The 13,627-nt window shown below is 61.1% G+C and carries 9 protein-coding genes; 1 reads left to right on the top strand and 8 read right to left on the bottom strand.

The features are described from left to right. Window positions 1-13 precede the first annotated feature (13 nt). The gene (locus ACIPLA_RS04570) at window positions 14-1,750 is read right to left on the bottom strand and encodes a von Willebrand factor type A domain-containing protein (RefSeq protein ID WP_401171847.1); all 1,737 of its coding nucleotides are present in this window, start codon (window positions 1,748-1,750) and stop codon (window positions 14-16) included. A gap of 86 nt (window positions 1,751-1,836) precedes the next feature. Next, on the bottom strand, window positions 1,837-2,397 hold the full coding sequence (locus ACIPLA_RS04565; protein WP_401171844.1) for a YbhB/YbcL family Raf kinase inhibitor-like protein: 561 nt from the start codon (window positions 2,395-2,397) through the stop codon (window positions 1,837-1,839). A gap of 139 nt (window positions 2,398-2,536) precedes the next feature. Here ACIPLA_RS04565 and ACIPLA_RS04560 point away from each other — a divergent pair, with 139 nt between their 5' ends. Further along, window positions 2,537-4,066: an FAD-dependent oxidoreductase gene (locus ACIPLA_RS04560; protein ID WP_401171841.1), complete on the top strand. Its 1,530-nt coding sequence runs from the start codon at window positions 2,537-2,539 to the stop codon at window positions 4,064-4,066. Window positions 4,067-4,242: 176 nt separating this feature from the next. Here the strand turns inward: ACIPLA_RS04560 and pgaD are convergent, their stop codons facing one another. From pgaD to ACIPLA_RS04530, 6 genes are all read right to left on the bottom strand, one after another. Next, window positions 4,243-4,770, bottom strand: coding sequence for a poly-beta-1,6-N-acetyl-D-glucosamine biosynthesis protein PgaD (gene pgaD / locus ACIPLA_RS04555; protein ID WP_218396789.1), 528 nt, complete (start codon window positions 4,768-4,770; stop codon window positions 4,243-4,245). After that, window positions 4,767-6,122 (bottom strand): poly-beta-1,6-N-acetyl-D-glucosamine synthase, encoded by a 1,356-nt coding sequence (gene pgaC / locus ACIPLA_RS04550; protein WP_218396786.1) that lies wholly within the window; start codon window positions 6,120-6,122, stop codon window positions 4,767-4,769. Before pgaC ends, pgaD begins: the two co-directional genes overlap by 4 nt. A gap of 1 nt (window position 6,123) precedes the next feature. Next, window positions 6,124-8,121 carry a poly-beta-1,6-N-acetyl-D-glucosamine N-deacetylase PgaB gene (gene pgaB / locus ACIPLA_RS04545; protein ID WP_401171836.1) on the bottom strand — a complete coding sequence of 666 codons (1,998 nt, stop codon included), beginning with the start codon at window positions 8,119-8,121 and terminating at the stop codon, window positions 6,124-6,126. A 12-nt stretch (window positions 8,122-8,133) separates the two neighbouring features. Beyond that, complete coding sequence (pgaA, locus tag ACIPLA_RS04540; RefSeq protein ID WP_401171833.1) at window positions 8,134-10,614, bottom strand: poly-beta-1,6 N-acetyl-D-glucosamine export porin PgaA; 2,481 nt, start codon at window positions 10,612-10,614, stop codon at window positions 8,134-8,136. A gap of 414 nt (window positions 10,615-11,028) precedes the next feature. Next, window positions 11,029-12,540 (bottom strand): YdgA family protein, encoded by a 1,512-nt coding sequence (locus ACIPLA_RS04535; protein ID WP_401171830.1) that lies wholly within the window; start codon window positions 12,538-12,540, stop codon window positions 11,029-11,031. Between the two features lie 326 nt (window positions 12,541-12,866). After that, the gene (locus ACIPLA_RS04530) at window positions 12,867-13,502 is read right to left on the bottom strand and encodes a hypothetical protein (RefSeq protein ID WP_008068581.1); all 636 of its coding nucleotides are present in this window, start codon (window positions 13,500-13,502) and stop codon (window positions 12,867-12,869) included. Window positions 13,503-13,627: the final 125 nt, after the last annotated feature.

Genomic DNA, 13,627 nt, shown 5'->3' with positions numbered 1-13,627 from the left:
GTGCTGGCCTCTTTCACTCTATCCGGTTGTCGTTGGGCTGTTGATTCGAGGCGGTCGGGGTTCGTAGGCTCTGCGCCAACTCCACCAACTGCACGAACTCACCGCGCAGGCCGAACTGATCGTCACCTCGTGCGCCACGGGCCAGGGCTTCGGTGTCTTTCAGGCTGAAATCGCCGGTATAGCGCCCGTCCTTGAGCTGCTGGGAAAACGCAGCGACAGCGGCGGCAAAGCGCAGGTCATCGCTGGCGGCCGAGAGTTTGCCGGCCTCCCCCTTCAGTATTGGCCGCTCGATCAAGCGACTGTTCCCACCTTCCGGCAACTGATAACGCACTCGCAACATCGCCATTTCCCCGGTTTTTGCGGAAACATCGGCCGCAGGATTGCCATAGCGCAGCGGTTCCAGCCAGCCCTTCTCGCCCTTGGGGACAATTTCATACAACGCGGTCACCGTATGTCCTGCGCCGATTTCTCCGGCATCGATTTTGTCGTTGCTGAAATCCTCGCGTTTCAAGGCGCGATTCTCATAACCCAACAGCCGATATTCGCTGACCTGGGCCGGGTTGAACTCCACCTGCAGTTTCACGTTCTTCGCCACCACCGCCAAAGTCGAACCGAGCTGATCCACCAGCACTTTGCGCGCCTCGCGCAGGTTGTCGATGTAGGCGTAGTTACCGTCGCCAGCGTCGGCCAGTTGTTCCATCAGGTGTTCATTGTAGTTATCCACACCAAAACCCAGGGTGGTCAGAGACACGCCGGTCTTGCGTTTATCCACAGCCATTTGCTTGAGGCTGTCGAAGTCGCTGATGCCAACGTTGAAGTCACCATCGGTGGCCAGCAGGATGCGGTTGATGCCTTTGGGGATAAACGCCTGTTGCGCCATTTGATAAGCCAGTTCGATACCCGACGCGCCGGCGGTCGAGCCGCCCGCAGTCAATTGATCGATGGCGGTACGAATTTTCGCTTTTTCCCGTCCGGAAGTCGGCTCCAGCACCACGCGAGATTCTCCGGCATACACCACCAGTGAAACCCTGTCCTGCTCGCGCAGTTGATCGACCAGCAATTTCAGGGTGCTTTTGACCAGCGGCAAACCTTCGCGGCGATCCATGGAGCCGGACACGTCCACCAGAAACACCAGGTTCGCCGGGGCCAGTTCCGCCACCGCGCGATCGGATGCCTTGATGCCGATGCGCAGCAACTGGGTATGCGGGTTCCACGGCGACGGTGCCAGCTCGGTGGTCACGCCGAACGGCGAGCCATCGGTGGGCAAGGCGTAGTCGTAGGGGAAGTAATTGACCATTTCTTCCAGGCGCACCGCCCCTTCGGGAGGCAAGCGCCCCTGATTGAGCAAGCGCCGGACGTTGGCGTAGGCGCCGGTGTCGACATCGGCACTGAAGGTCGAGACCGGTGCTTCGGCCACGCTGTGGATCGGGTTATCGGCCAGCGCCTGATATTGCTCCCGCTGCTCATCCCGATAGCCCTGTGGATAAGCCTCGCCGGCCGGCATTGGTGCGAAAGCGACCGACGGTGCCGGTCGCGCGCTGCGCTTGGCCATCGCGGTGTCCGCCATGACCGCCTCGCTACGCACCAACGCTTCAGTTTTCAGCGCCTCTTGAATCGGTGGCGCAACCGCTGCCGGGCTGTTCGTCTCAGAGTCTGGCGTGGATGAAGCGCCGCAACCGGCAACAGCCAGCAACAACCCGGCGGCGAAACCCTGGGCGGCCGGGCGGAGGTAGTGCAGAGGGAGGGACATGGGGGCTGACCTCAGGAGGAAATTGACTCATTCATCCTCTGAGACGGACAGCCCGGCAGGTTCGGGTTAATCGCCGGAAAAAATCTTCAGCGGTGATAACGCCGCACCACGCTGCTGTTTTTCAGCACATGGCCTTTGATTTGTTCCATCAGCTGCGCGCGGGTCAGGCCGGCAGGCAAGGCGTCTGGCGCCAGGTCCAGGGCGTAAAGCTGGATGATGTAGTGATGGGAACTGTCGCCAATGGGCGGGCAAGGGCCGATGTAACCGGTGGTGCCTTTGCTGTTGCTGCCGCCCACGCCTTCGAGGGCGGATTTGGCACCGACACCGGCCGGGATCTGACGTGTCGCGGCCTTGATCCCGTAATGAATCCAGTGATCAACACCCAGGCCTTTCTGACCGTCCGGGTCGTGCATGACGATGGCGTAGCTGAGGGTGCCCGGGGGGCCGGCGTTCCAGCTCAGGGCCGGGGACTGGTTCTTGCCGCCGCAACCGCTGGCATCGCTGGCCGCCGCCGACGTGAACAGACGATTGTCCGAAACACCGGGAATGCTGAGGGTGAAACGCTCCTGGGCCTGCGCCGGAAACTGCACGCAAAGGGCGACTGCAACGGCCGCCAGCCAAGGGTTCAAAAAGGTCAATCGGGTCATACCGGAGCACCTTGTGCGGGTGAGGCCGTCGTCGGCTGGCAAACTATAGCCGGACCGTTCGTGCGCTGGCAGCAGGATTTGGCTGAACCTGGGAATAAGCGCCAAACTCCTAAGTGAAACACTTGCCAGGAGATCGATCATGGCCCTGCATCGCGTCGCCCGTTTCGCCGATGTCCCCCAAGACCGTGGCCTTGAAGTCCGGATCGATAAGACGAAAATCGTCTTGCTGCGGCTCGGCGATCAATTGCGCGCCTATCAGGGCAAATGTCCCCACGCCGGGGCTCCCTTGGCCAAAGGTGCGCTGTGTGAGGGGCGGCTGATCTGCCCGTGGCACAAGGCAGCGTACCGGCTCGAAGACGGCGCGTTATGCGAGCCACCGTCCCTGGACAGTCTGCGACGCTACCCGCTTGAAATCCGCGACGATGATGTCTGGGTCGATGACCAGCCGATGCCCACCGCGAGCACCCCACCGGCGGACGACAAGCGAACCTTTGTGATCATCGGTGCCGGTGCCTCAGGTACGGCTTGTGCGGCGGCGCTGCGGGAGAAAGGTTTCGGCGGCCGGGTGGTGCTGATCGACCGCGAGCCCGAGGCCGGCTACGACCGTACGGTGTTGAGCAAATTCGTGATTGCAGGCGAGATGCCGCCGGACGAAGTGCCACCTCTGCGGGATGAAAATTTTTATCAAGAACAACGCATTGAACAGATAAACAGCGATGTGATGGGCCTGGATGCAGAGAACCGGACTCTGCGCCTGGCCGATGGTCAATCGTTGAGCTATGACGCCGCCGTGATTGCCACCGGCGGCATACCCAAAACACTGTCGCTGCCTGGCGCCGATCTGCCGCAGGTATTCGTGCTGCGCTCAAAGGCGCAGGCGCAGCGGATTCTTTCAGTCGCAAAACCCGGTCAGCGGGCAGTGATCGTTGGCGACAGTTTCATTGCTCTGGAGTCCGCCTCTTCCCTGCGTCAGTACGGCCTGGAGGTCACCGTCCTGGCCCGCCATGCCATCCCGTTCGAGGCACACTTCGGCGATGCCGTCGGCAAAGCGATTCGTGCCCTGCACGAGGCCAACGGTGTGGTGTTTCATACCGATGGCGAAGCGGCCCGGATCGAAGGCGCAGGCAAAGTCGAAGCAGTGCTGCTGGACAACGGACAGCGCTTGCCCGCGGACCTGGTGCTTGTCGGCATTGGCGTCACCCCGGCAACGACCCCGTTTGCCGATTTACCCAAAGAAAAGGATCTGTCGTTGAAGGTCGACGGCGGGATGCGTGTGACCGACGGGCTCTGGGCCGTCGGTGACATTGCGACCTTCCCGCTCAACGGCCAGCCCCAACGGATCGAGCACTGGCGCCTGGCCCAGCAACAGGCGCGGATTGCGGCGGCGAATATGCTCGGCGGCGATGAGCGCTACCTCGATGTACCGTATTTCTGGACCTGGCACTTCGGCAAAAACTACGACTACCTCGGTCACGCCCAGGCTTGGGACGAGGTCGAGTTCAAGGGTGACCCTGACCATCCACCGTTTATCGGCCTGTTCGGCAAAAACGGCGTGGTGGCGGCGGCCGTTGCCTGCGATGAAGAGCGGGCGATGGCGATGCTTGCTGAACGGATGAAGCAGCCGCTGTCGGTGGATGAGGCCTGGCGGCTGATCAGGGACATAAATTGACGGCTGTTTTCCCCCGCCGACCACCGTAAAACTCTATGGCGAGGCGCAAACCTGTGGCGAGGGAGCTTGCTCCCGTTCGTCTGCGCAGCAGACGCAAAATCTCTGATCTACCAAAGATCTTGTGAGCGCTACGCACTCAAACGGGAGCAAGCTCCCTCGCCACAGGGGAATGCAAGCTAGACCCGGCTCATTGGCTCGCGGTTATCGTCATCTTCGGCTGGCAGGCGGATTACCAGCGGATGCTCCAGCGGCGCCAAAGGCGACGGTAGGTCAGCCGGGGCGACCGGGATGAAGTGCGTAACGACGTGGCTGACATCGCCATCCTGATCGTTATGAATGGTCATCGAACCCGGCGTGCGCAGTTTCGCCAATCGGTCGCCGGTCAGCTTGAAGCTTTTGCTGAGCCCCTGATCATCCACCACCGGCGCCGGCAAACGGCGCTGGGCGAAGCTCTTGCTTTTGCGCTGTTGATAACGCGCCCATGTGATCAGGATCACCGCGTTCAACAACGCCACCCACAGGTAAATCTGCAACGTGCCGAGGGCGTCGAAAAACGACGCATCGATGCGCGGGCCGTCATGGGTATCGATCAACGGCCACAACCCCCGCACCAGTAAATACAGCAGACCGATCCAGGCCAGCACGGTTAAGAAGACATCGATCACGACCAGAAAGGGCCGCTGCCGGGTTCTGATGATTTTCATTTGATGACTTCCTCTTCATCGTCATTCAGCGGCTTGATGCCCCGGTCCGGACTGACCCAACGCGCGCGCTTCTGATGTTGACCGAACAGCACTTTCGGGAAGCTGACCAGGGTGGTAAGCAGGCTGATGAACCAGAACACCAGCGGATACCAGACCACCCAGAACATGGTCTTGCCGAGGCCCTTTTCGTAACGGCGATCGATCAGGATGCTGACGGCGAATTGCACCAGGCAGACCACCGCCAGCAGCAGCCCGGTAAACGCCGGTGGCAGCAGGTGATCGACGGCAATGGCGGGCGGCATCTCGATGAATTTGCCGACACCCCAGAAAATCACCGACAGCAGAAAGGTGAAGGCCCAGCCGGTGGACAGGCAGTATTCGAACAGCAGCGGCCAGAGGTAACGATGGCGGTATTGCCAGATGCCACGGATGTTTTTGAACAGCACCTCGGCGCCGCCCTGGGCCCAACGCAGACGCTGTTTCCACAGGCCGCCGAGGGTTTCCGGCATGAGGATCCAGCACAACGCGCGGGGCTCATAGAAAATGCTCCAGTGATCCAGTTGCAGCTTCCAACTGATGTCGATGTCTTCGGTGATCATGTCCGGGCTCCAGTAGCCGACCCGGTTCAGCGCCGTGCGACGGAAGGCGACGATCACCCCGGAGACGGTAAAGATCCGCCCGAACACCCGTTGGGTGCGCTTGATCAGGCCGATGATCGACGAGAACTCGCCGACCTGCACGCGGCCGATCAAGGTCGAACGGGTGCGGATTCGCGGGTTGCCGGTGACGGCGCCGAGGCGCGCGTTATCGAGCATCGGCGCCACCAGATACGCCGCGGTGTTCGGCGCCAGCAATGCGTCGCCGTCGATGCACACCAGATACTCGCTGCGCGCCGCAATGGCGCCCATGCGCAGGGCCACGGCCTTGCCCTGGTTCTCCGCCAGGTGCAGCACCCGCAGACGCGGATCCTGCGCCGCCAGTGCATCGAGCACCGCGGCGGTGTTGTCCTTGGAGCCGTCGTTGATCGCAATCACTTCGATGTTCGGGTAATGCTGGGCCAGTGCCGCGTGGATGGTATCGGCCGCGTTGTCGCCTTCGTTGTAGCAAGGGATCAGGATCGAGATCAGCGGTTCGCCGGCCAGCGCTGGCGGCAACGTATCGTCCTGCCACGGCCAGTGCCGCTCCCAGTGCAGCCAGAAATACAGGCCGCCGGCGATCCACAACCCCGACATGAACAGTGGATAAAAGAACACGAAGTCCATCAGGAATTGCCCGGTGAGCAGAAAGATCAGCCCGAGGGGAACCCCAAGGACGATCGCCAGAACCAGCAGGGCTAAAAGTCTGTCCAGCATGTTATGGATTCCACTTGTTGGAGAGCGCGGGCCGCACGGTTTTCAGCTCCGGCTGGTTCTCGAGGAAGTTGTCCGGGTAGTAGCCAAAACTGGTGGCGCCCTGACGCTTGAGGCGGCCCATCCACTCAGCCAACTGTTCGCCGTCGATGTCGGCGTCGGTTTTTTTCGTCCAGTCACGGGCCTGCAATTCGAACACCGTGCGCTCGAGTGCGCCGGGGCGCGATTTCACCGTTGCCACCAGCGTTTCGAGCCAAGGGCCGGATTGTTGGCGGCTCTGTTTTTCCATGAGTGGCATGGCCATCGGCGCCGTCCAGTCGTAGGCGCCCAGGAAGTCGTCGAGGTTCTGCGCGAACCAGGCTTCGCTCTCGGGGTTGAGCATTGGCTCGGCGAAAATATTGCGCGCTGTCTGCACTTGCGGGCCACGAATGGCGCGAACCTTGGCGGTCAGTTCGTGAGTGAAATCGATCAGGTAGCGGCTCTTGAACCGCGTCCAGCGTTGCAGGGTGGCCGGATCGGCGCGCAGGGCGGCAATCGAACCCGGCAGACCGTTGGCGGCATAGACTTTCAGGGCTTCGGGGCCGGCGTCTTCGAAGTCCGACAACACCGCGTCATCGTGATAGAGGATGCCGTCGACCGAGGTCAGGCGCGCCATGTCTTCGTAGATTTCACCGATGATGCGCCGCACGTTCGGATCGAATGGCGACAAGCGCTTGTACTGGTCCGGATCGACCGAGGTGACGCCGGTTTTTGGGTCCCAACGAGTGACCCGTGGCAGCTTCGAATCCAGGGCAAAACTCAGCACCGGCATCCAGGCATAGACTTTGACCTGAGCCCGAGTGCGCAACTGCCAGGCCACGCGATCGAAGATATCGGCGCGCATCGGCAAGTGCCGGTTAGGAAAGTACAGCGAGTGCACCAGGCCATCGCCCGCAGGGTCGGCGAAGGCTTGCAGGAACACCGTGTTGGCGCCCATGTCGGCCATGCGCTGGATCAATTTGCCGAGGTTGATTTCCTGTTGGGCCGGGTCTGGATCGTAGACGTTGTCCAGGTCCACATGCACCACGCGCATCGGCGATTCGGTCTGCACCGAGACGATGCTGTTGGCGAAGTGCTCGCCATCCGGGTCCGAGGCCACCAAAAAGCGCGGGCTGCTCATCAGGTTGTCGAGGGCATCGAGGCCATCTTCCAGCGTCAGGGCCATCTGATAACCCTGCTCGTTGACCACTTGCAGCGAAGTGCCGTCCGCCGCGCCATAGGGCCAGACCCAGACACGCGGTTTGTAACCGGTGACCTTGCGGATCTTCTCCGAGATGGCCGCCACATCGGCGCGCATCCGGGCCTGGAATTGGGCTTCGGTTTCATAGCGACCGGTAGCCGCGTCATAGTGCCGGGTCGCGGCCGCCGGTTGCAGGTTGCCTTGCGGGTTGGCCAACACGCCTTTGTGGCTGGCGTCGGTGTGGGCGGCGATTTCCACCAGGCCGGATCGGGAAATCTCGCGGATCTGCTCCCAGGTCAGGAAGTCCGAACGCTTGCGCGGTGTACCGGCGAAATCCACCGGCTGGTTCAGCGGCGTATCGATCCACACCCCGACCGGCGCCAGCAAGGCGGGCCAGTTATAGGCGCGCAGCACCGGCAACACGCGGGTGTAGAAGCTCGAATAGCCATCGTCGAAACTCAGCATGATCGCCCGTGGCGGCAGCTCGGGGCCGCCGTTGCGAGCAGCCATGATCTGGTCGACGGTGACCGGTTTGTAGTTGTTCTCCCGCAGCCACGCCAGTTGCTCGAGCAGACGCTCGGTGCGCACGGCCACCACCGCCTGATCGGGGTCACGGTCTTCGACATCGTGGTAAGCGATTCCGAGTACATGGTTTTTCGGCCACGGCTTTTCATTGGCCGACACCGGGCGTTCGGACGGCGGTGCGAAGGCCGGGGCTTGCTGGGCGCAGGCGCTGATCAACAGCGCTCCCAGCAAAAGGATGAAACGCGAAATAAAAGGCATCTTCAAACTCTTCTAGAAGCGGTAAGTGAGGTCGACGAGCAGGCGCAGATCGGTTTCGCGGTCGCCGTCATAAGGCCGGTTGATCACGCTCAGCAGGCCGCCCACCTCGAATACGTCGTTCCAGCTGTAGCGCTGGCCGTAACCCAACAGGCCGACGCCGCCGGTCCCGTGATCGCGCTGGCTATAGGTGCCCGCGCCGGCCTGGAACTGCTGGCTCCAGGAGGTTTCGTAGCGGTGGTAGAGCACGTGATTGACGTTCACCGTCGGCAGCACGCTGAAGTCGGATTTGGGGTTGAAATACGGCACGTCGTCGGACTTGGAGTTACGGCTGGTGCCGACCTCCAGGCCGAGGTCGACCTGCAACCCCGGCGCGCGGTAAACACCCTCGCGACCGGTGAGCAAGGCTTCGACACGGTTGTTGCCGTCGCTGAAGTGCGAAGGGCTGACCGCCAGCCTCCACTCGCGGCTCTCATTGGCGCGCCAACGGATGAAACCGCTGCCGCCGTTGGCGGTGATGTCGCTGTTCAAGGCCCGCAACGGCGTTTGCGCCGACAGGTATTCGAGGCTGCCGCCGTACTGCCAGTGATCGTCAATGTCTCTGGCAATCGCCAGGCGCGCACCCTGTTTGTCACCGAAGCCATAGGAATGGTTGGAGACTTCCGCCTCCAGGGTCATATCGCGAGTCCGGCGTTCTAGCCCGACGCGCTGAAAACGATGGTGGCCGGTGCCTTCCTGGAAGTCGCCGGTGGCGTAACCGGCACCGGCGAACACGCGCCAGTCTTCATCGATGGGGGGGCTGTACAGCGTGGCTTCGATGCCGAAATCGCGACTGCCGTTGACCGCCCCGGCGGCGTCGTTGCCCCCGCCATAACTCTTGCCGCCATAGGCCTCCACCCGCAGCTCGGCCATGTCATGGACCGCACGTTGGCGCTGCAAACGCTGAACCTGACGGTTGTCCGGAAAACGCGCGACCACATCGTCGGTCAGCACATCCATCTGCCGCCATTCCTGCAGATCCATGGCGGTGTGACCTTGCGCAACTTCCAGGCCGATGTCCCGCGGCGCCATGCTCTCGGTTTCCTTGAGCTGATTCTCGGCGCGCCGTGGCCAGTCCCGGGCCAGGTACAAGTCGGCCTGGGCCAGACGCAGGCCGAGGTTGCCCGGGGCCTGATCCACCAGCGTCTGCAAACGCTGCTCGCCCGACGGTAGATCAGCGCCGTAGGTGCCGGCCTGGGCAGCGAGTTGCTGCGCGTCCATCCATTCATCGTTGGGATTGCCCACCGGCAAGCCCTTGAGCTCGACCCGTGGCTTCTGGGTCTTGGCCAAGTCTTCAGCGACCTGACGTGCTTCATCGGCCTTATCGCTTTCGAGCAAGGCGTAATAGAGCGCGGTACTGTCTTCCAGACGGTCGCCGACATCGGCATCCGGCGCCACCAGCACCTGACGATACAAATCGGTGGCGATTTCTGGTTGACGCTGGTCCAGATAAGACGACGCCACCCAACGCAAGGCATAGGTCGGAATCTTCACACCTTCGGCGAGCAATTTCTGGTATTCGGCGATCACATCAGCGGTGCGCGCGCGGGCTTTGAGGGCGCCCATGCGATCGATTCGCCAGCGGATGACGTCATCGTGGGCCTGAGGATCCGGCGTCCAGGTCATCAACAACTGGTCGTAATCGGCCAGAGCCCGATCAGCGATCAGATAACGTTCTTTTTCGCTGCGGGTGGCCAGCTCGGCCAGCCGCACGCGTTCTGCGGCCAAGTCACCTTCAAGACGTCGCAGCGTGACCGGATCCAGCAATCCCGGCCGCTGACGCGCCAGGCGCAAGGCCGGTTCCGGCAGGCGGGCGCGTTGCAGGGCAATCACGTATTCCCGAGCGACGTCGGGCTTGCTGCCGGCGCGGACGAAGGCCTGATCGTATTCAAACAACGCGTCGTAGGTGGCACCGGCGCGGGTCAAGGCGTAAGCCAGGGCCAAGCGGCGGGAAGGGTCATCCGGTTTCGCCGCCACCAGCGCCCTGGCGCGGGCAACCGCCTCGTCAGGCTTACCGGCGTCGGCCTGGGTCATCGCCAATCCCAGCTGCAGGTCGGGATTTTGCGGTTCAAGGGCCAAGGCCTTGTTGTACACCTGGGTCGCCGAGTCCCAGCGCTTGAGGTTGCGATAGGCACGCGCAGTAGCGGTCAGGGCCTGAACCGGCAACGCCCGATTGTGCCCCTGGGTTTCATAGACCTGAACCACTTCGGCGTCCAGACCGGCCCAGCTGGCGATCTGCAAGTGATCGCTGATCTGACCGGTGGTGGCCTGGTTGACTGGCACCTGACGCAATACCGTCAGCGCAGGCGTGTAGTTGCCGGCCCGTGCATCGCGAACCATTTGGTCGTAGGGGGTGTCGGCGAACGCCTGCATCGGCCACAACAACTGGCCGCACAGCGCAACGCGAAACAGGGGGCGTAAACCACGATGAATAAAGGGACCAGCAATACACGGCATTCGTCAGCATCCTTACATGGCCAGCCGGGTCGCAATGTCCCCTTGCCCATTCGTAGCGGAAAGCCGGATCGAAAGACCCGGCCAGGCTTTATCGACGCAATTTTGCATGCAAGCGAAGTCAACTATTCAGAGCACAATAATTGTTCAGATTCGTGATGTTCAGGCCTTCTCCAATGCCCAGTCAGCCAAGGTACGGAACCTATGGGAGCGGGCTTGCTCGCGAAGCCGGTCTGTCAGTAGACATTGATATTGACTGACACGACGCCTTCGCGAGCAAGCCCGCTCCCACAGGGGCCTGCGCTCGAGACTGGCATTGGAACCTCCTTCCCCTCTCCCCGTTTCCAAACCCCAGACAGCAAAACGCCCGGCGTCTGCGTAATGCAGAGGCCGGGCGTTGCGGTGAGGCCTGTAGTTTTACTGGATGCTGACGTCTCCCGTGCCGCCAAGTTTGCTCATCACGAAGCCGACAAATTCTTCGAGGGTCATTTTCTGGCCGTTGAAGTCCACCTGATTGTTGGCGTAGTGCAGCTTGGTGACGACGTTGTTACCGTCCACTTTCGCCAGTTGCGTGCCCACCGCCATGCTGCTGAACATGTCGGCGGTTGCGCTCGCCTGATCGGCAATGAGCTTGGCATCGGTCTGGCCGTCGATTTGCGATTGCACGGTGAGCACGTCAACCAGCATTGGCTTGGACACCAAGAGGTTGAAGTCCAGCAGCGCGATCAACTGCTTGACCAACTGGTCTGGCGGCAAGTCCATGGACTGCGGTTTGGTCAGGTCCAGCACCAGGTTGGCGCGGCTTTCGCCGTTGGTGGTGTTGAACGAGAGGTTTTCCAGAGCCACCTGGGGACCTGCGGCCAGCAGTTTCTCCAGGCCGGTCTTGACCTGTGCCTCTTCGGCCGGGGTCAGGTTCAGCTGCGGCGCCGGTTCACCGGCGGCAGCGGCTTCAGCGGCGGCCCTTTCGTAGGGTTGCAGTTTGGTCTGGTAGATCTGCATCAGCGACATCGTTGACGGGATGTCGAGGTTTTTCAGGCTCATGGCCATCTGCGCAGAACCGATAACCTTGCCGTTCAAGGACACTTCACCGACCTTGTAATCGGCACGCCCCGAAGCGTTGGTGCCCGATTCCTCGGTCTGGTTCTTCATTTCAAAGTTCTTGACGCCGAGTACCGACTGCTTGGCCCCGAAGGTGGTCTTGCTGTGGGTCAGCTCGACGGTGTTTTCGCCGGTGTAATAGCCGTACGTGCTTTTGTTCAGGTTACTGGCCACGGTCAAGCCGTTGAGCTCGACCTGCACCGGGGTCTGATCTTCAGCCACAGTGGTCAGCTTCAGGCTGTCCATATAACCGTCTGCCTTGACCTTTTGCGCCTGAGCACTGGCGGCTACATCGAGTTTCATACCGGAAAAGGTCAGATTGGATTTGTCATCCAGTGCGGTTTCCAGCGGCAGAAACTCCAGGGTGCCCTTGGTGGAATTGTCGTAGCCGATGTTAACCACGCCTTTGACCGGGGATTTGTCCTTGGCGGCAGCGAACCACTTTTCGGTCAGCGGGGTCTTTTCCAGCTCGTAGTGACTGGTCGCCAGGACCGGCAACCACTTCAGCGACACCAGGCGCGAGAACGGCAGCGGACCGTGTTCGATGCGGTCGACGAACAGCAACTCGACCGGTGCTTCACCAAACATCTCGCCCTCACCCTTGAGGCGGTAGTGCGCAGTGCTGCTGAACACATGGCGATCCAGCGACACCAGTTCCAGCGACGCCGTGCCGTTGGAACCAGCCAGCGCGACTTGCAGCTCTTTGTTGGCGTCGGTGATCGAGGTATTCAGCACTCCATCGAGTTTGCTGCCGGTGTACCACGCACCGCCAGCGCTGATTGCACCGATGGCCACGACAATTCCTAGAAGCACGCCTGCTGATTTATTCATGAAGTATCCGTTCAATGTCCGTTGTTGAAAGTGTGGTCGTCTTCCCTGAACCCATGGCGGGTCGCGGTCACGACTGCGCTGAAAGTGGGATGGAGATTAGCATTTGCGCCGCAAAGCGGCCCAATGATTAAAGGTGAAAGAGTGTCTATGGGATATTGCTGCTTGTGGACAACTGGCAAGGGTTGAGAGTTTCGGCGGTCATTCGATCGCCTTCGCGGGCAAGCCTCGCTCCTACAGGATTTGTGTCATTTGCGAAATTTGCGCACGACACAAATCCTGTAGGAGCGAGGCTTGCCCGCGAAGGCATCAGTCCAGCCAACCTCAATTCAGGAATACTGAACCTCAATCTCATCAAGCTGATGATCAAAGCTCTTGAGCCGAGCAGTCCACGTATACACCAGCACTTCAAAATCCCGATTGATCACCGCCCCGCCGGTCACTTCCGCGCGCGGGTCGCAGAAATCCAGCTGATAGCGTTCACGGGCCATGGCGTTGGCGACATCGGACAGCTCTCGCGCATTGTTGAGCCAGTGCCACCCTTCATCGGCCACTTGCTTGTCCAGCGCCAGGCATTGTTTTTTCAAGGTTTCGAGGCTTTTTTCCAACGGCGTGCCGGTGAGTTCGCCCATGACTTCCTGGAACGTGCGCCCCGGTTGCCAGTAACTGCCCCAGAAATACCGGTCGAACACCGTTTCGACGCGACGCAAAGCCACCTTGGTGTCCCAGATCAGCACCAGGGTCTTGCCTTGTTCAAGTTGTCGCTTCTTGATGCGCTGGTTCTGTAATGAAGCCCAGGCGACCACCACGATAGCCATCACGGCGATCAACGCCGCTGCGCTGTCGAGGAATATCAGCGCCGTGTCGAGCTGGTGGGCCAGCATGACGCCGTAGAAATAGGTGGCCGACAGCAAAACCAATGCCGCAATGGCGCACCAGAAGCCGGGAGCGTAAGGGTTTTTCATTATTAGATCCCCATGATCAACGCAAGCCTTGCTCGACGGGTTCGCCACGCGCCCCCATCAAGTCAAAGCATAGCAACGGCCTCAGGGTTTGCCGGGGTGTAACCCTTGCGTTCGTCCGCTTTCCC

The sequence above is a fragment of the Pseudomonas sp. NPDC086112 genome, assembly GCF_044746425.1.
GTDB lineage: Bacteria > Pseudomonadota > Gammaproteobacteria > Pseudomonadales > Pseudomonadaceae > Aquipseudomonas.
This window is presented reverse-complemented; position numbering and strand designations above follow the sequence as displayed.

What these genes read in the sequence shown, in the direction of transcription:
- pgaD (WP_218396789.1), bottom strand. Translation starts at nt 4,770, where the DNA reads ATGAAAATCATCAGAACCCGGCAGCGGCCCTTTCTGGTCGTGATCGAT.
- pgaB (WP_401171836.1), bottom strand. Translation starts at nt 8,121, where the DNA reads ATGCCTTTTATTTCGCGTTTCATCCTTTTGCTGGGAGCGCTGTTGATC.
- pgaC (WP_218396786.1), bottom strand. Translation starts at nt 6,122, where the DNA reads ATGCTGGACAGACTTTTAGCCCTGCTGGTTCTGGCGATCGTCCTTGGG.
- pgaA (WP_401171833.1), bottom strand. Translation starts at nt 10,614, where the DNA reads ATGCCGTGTATTGCTGGTCCCTTTATTCATCGTGGTTTACGCCCCCTG.
- ACIPLA_RS04565 (WP_401171844.1), bottom strand. Translation starts at nt 2,397, where the DNA reads ATGACCCGATTGACCTTTTTGAACCCTTGGCTGGCGGCCGTTGCAGTC.
- ACIPLA_RS04560 (WP_401171841.1), top strand. Translation starts at nt 2,537, where the DNA reads ATGGCCCTGCATCGCGTCGCCCGTTTCGCCGATGTCCCCCAAGACCGT.
- ACIPLA_RS04530 (WP_008068581.1), bottom strand. Translation starts at nt 13,502, where the DNA reads ATGAAAAACCCTTACGCTCCCGGCTTCTGGTGCGCCATTGCGGCATTG.
- ACIPLA_RS04535 (WP_401171830.1), bottom strand. Translation starts at nt 12,540, where the DNA reads ATGAATAAATCAGCAGGCGTGCTTCTAGGAATTGTCGTGGCCATCGGT.
- ACIPLA_RS04570 (WP_401171847.1), bottom strand. Translation starts at nt 1,750, where the DNA reads ATGTCCCTCCCTCTGCACTACCTCCGCCCGGCCGCCCAGGGTTTCGCC.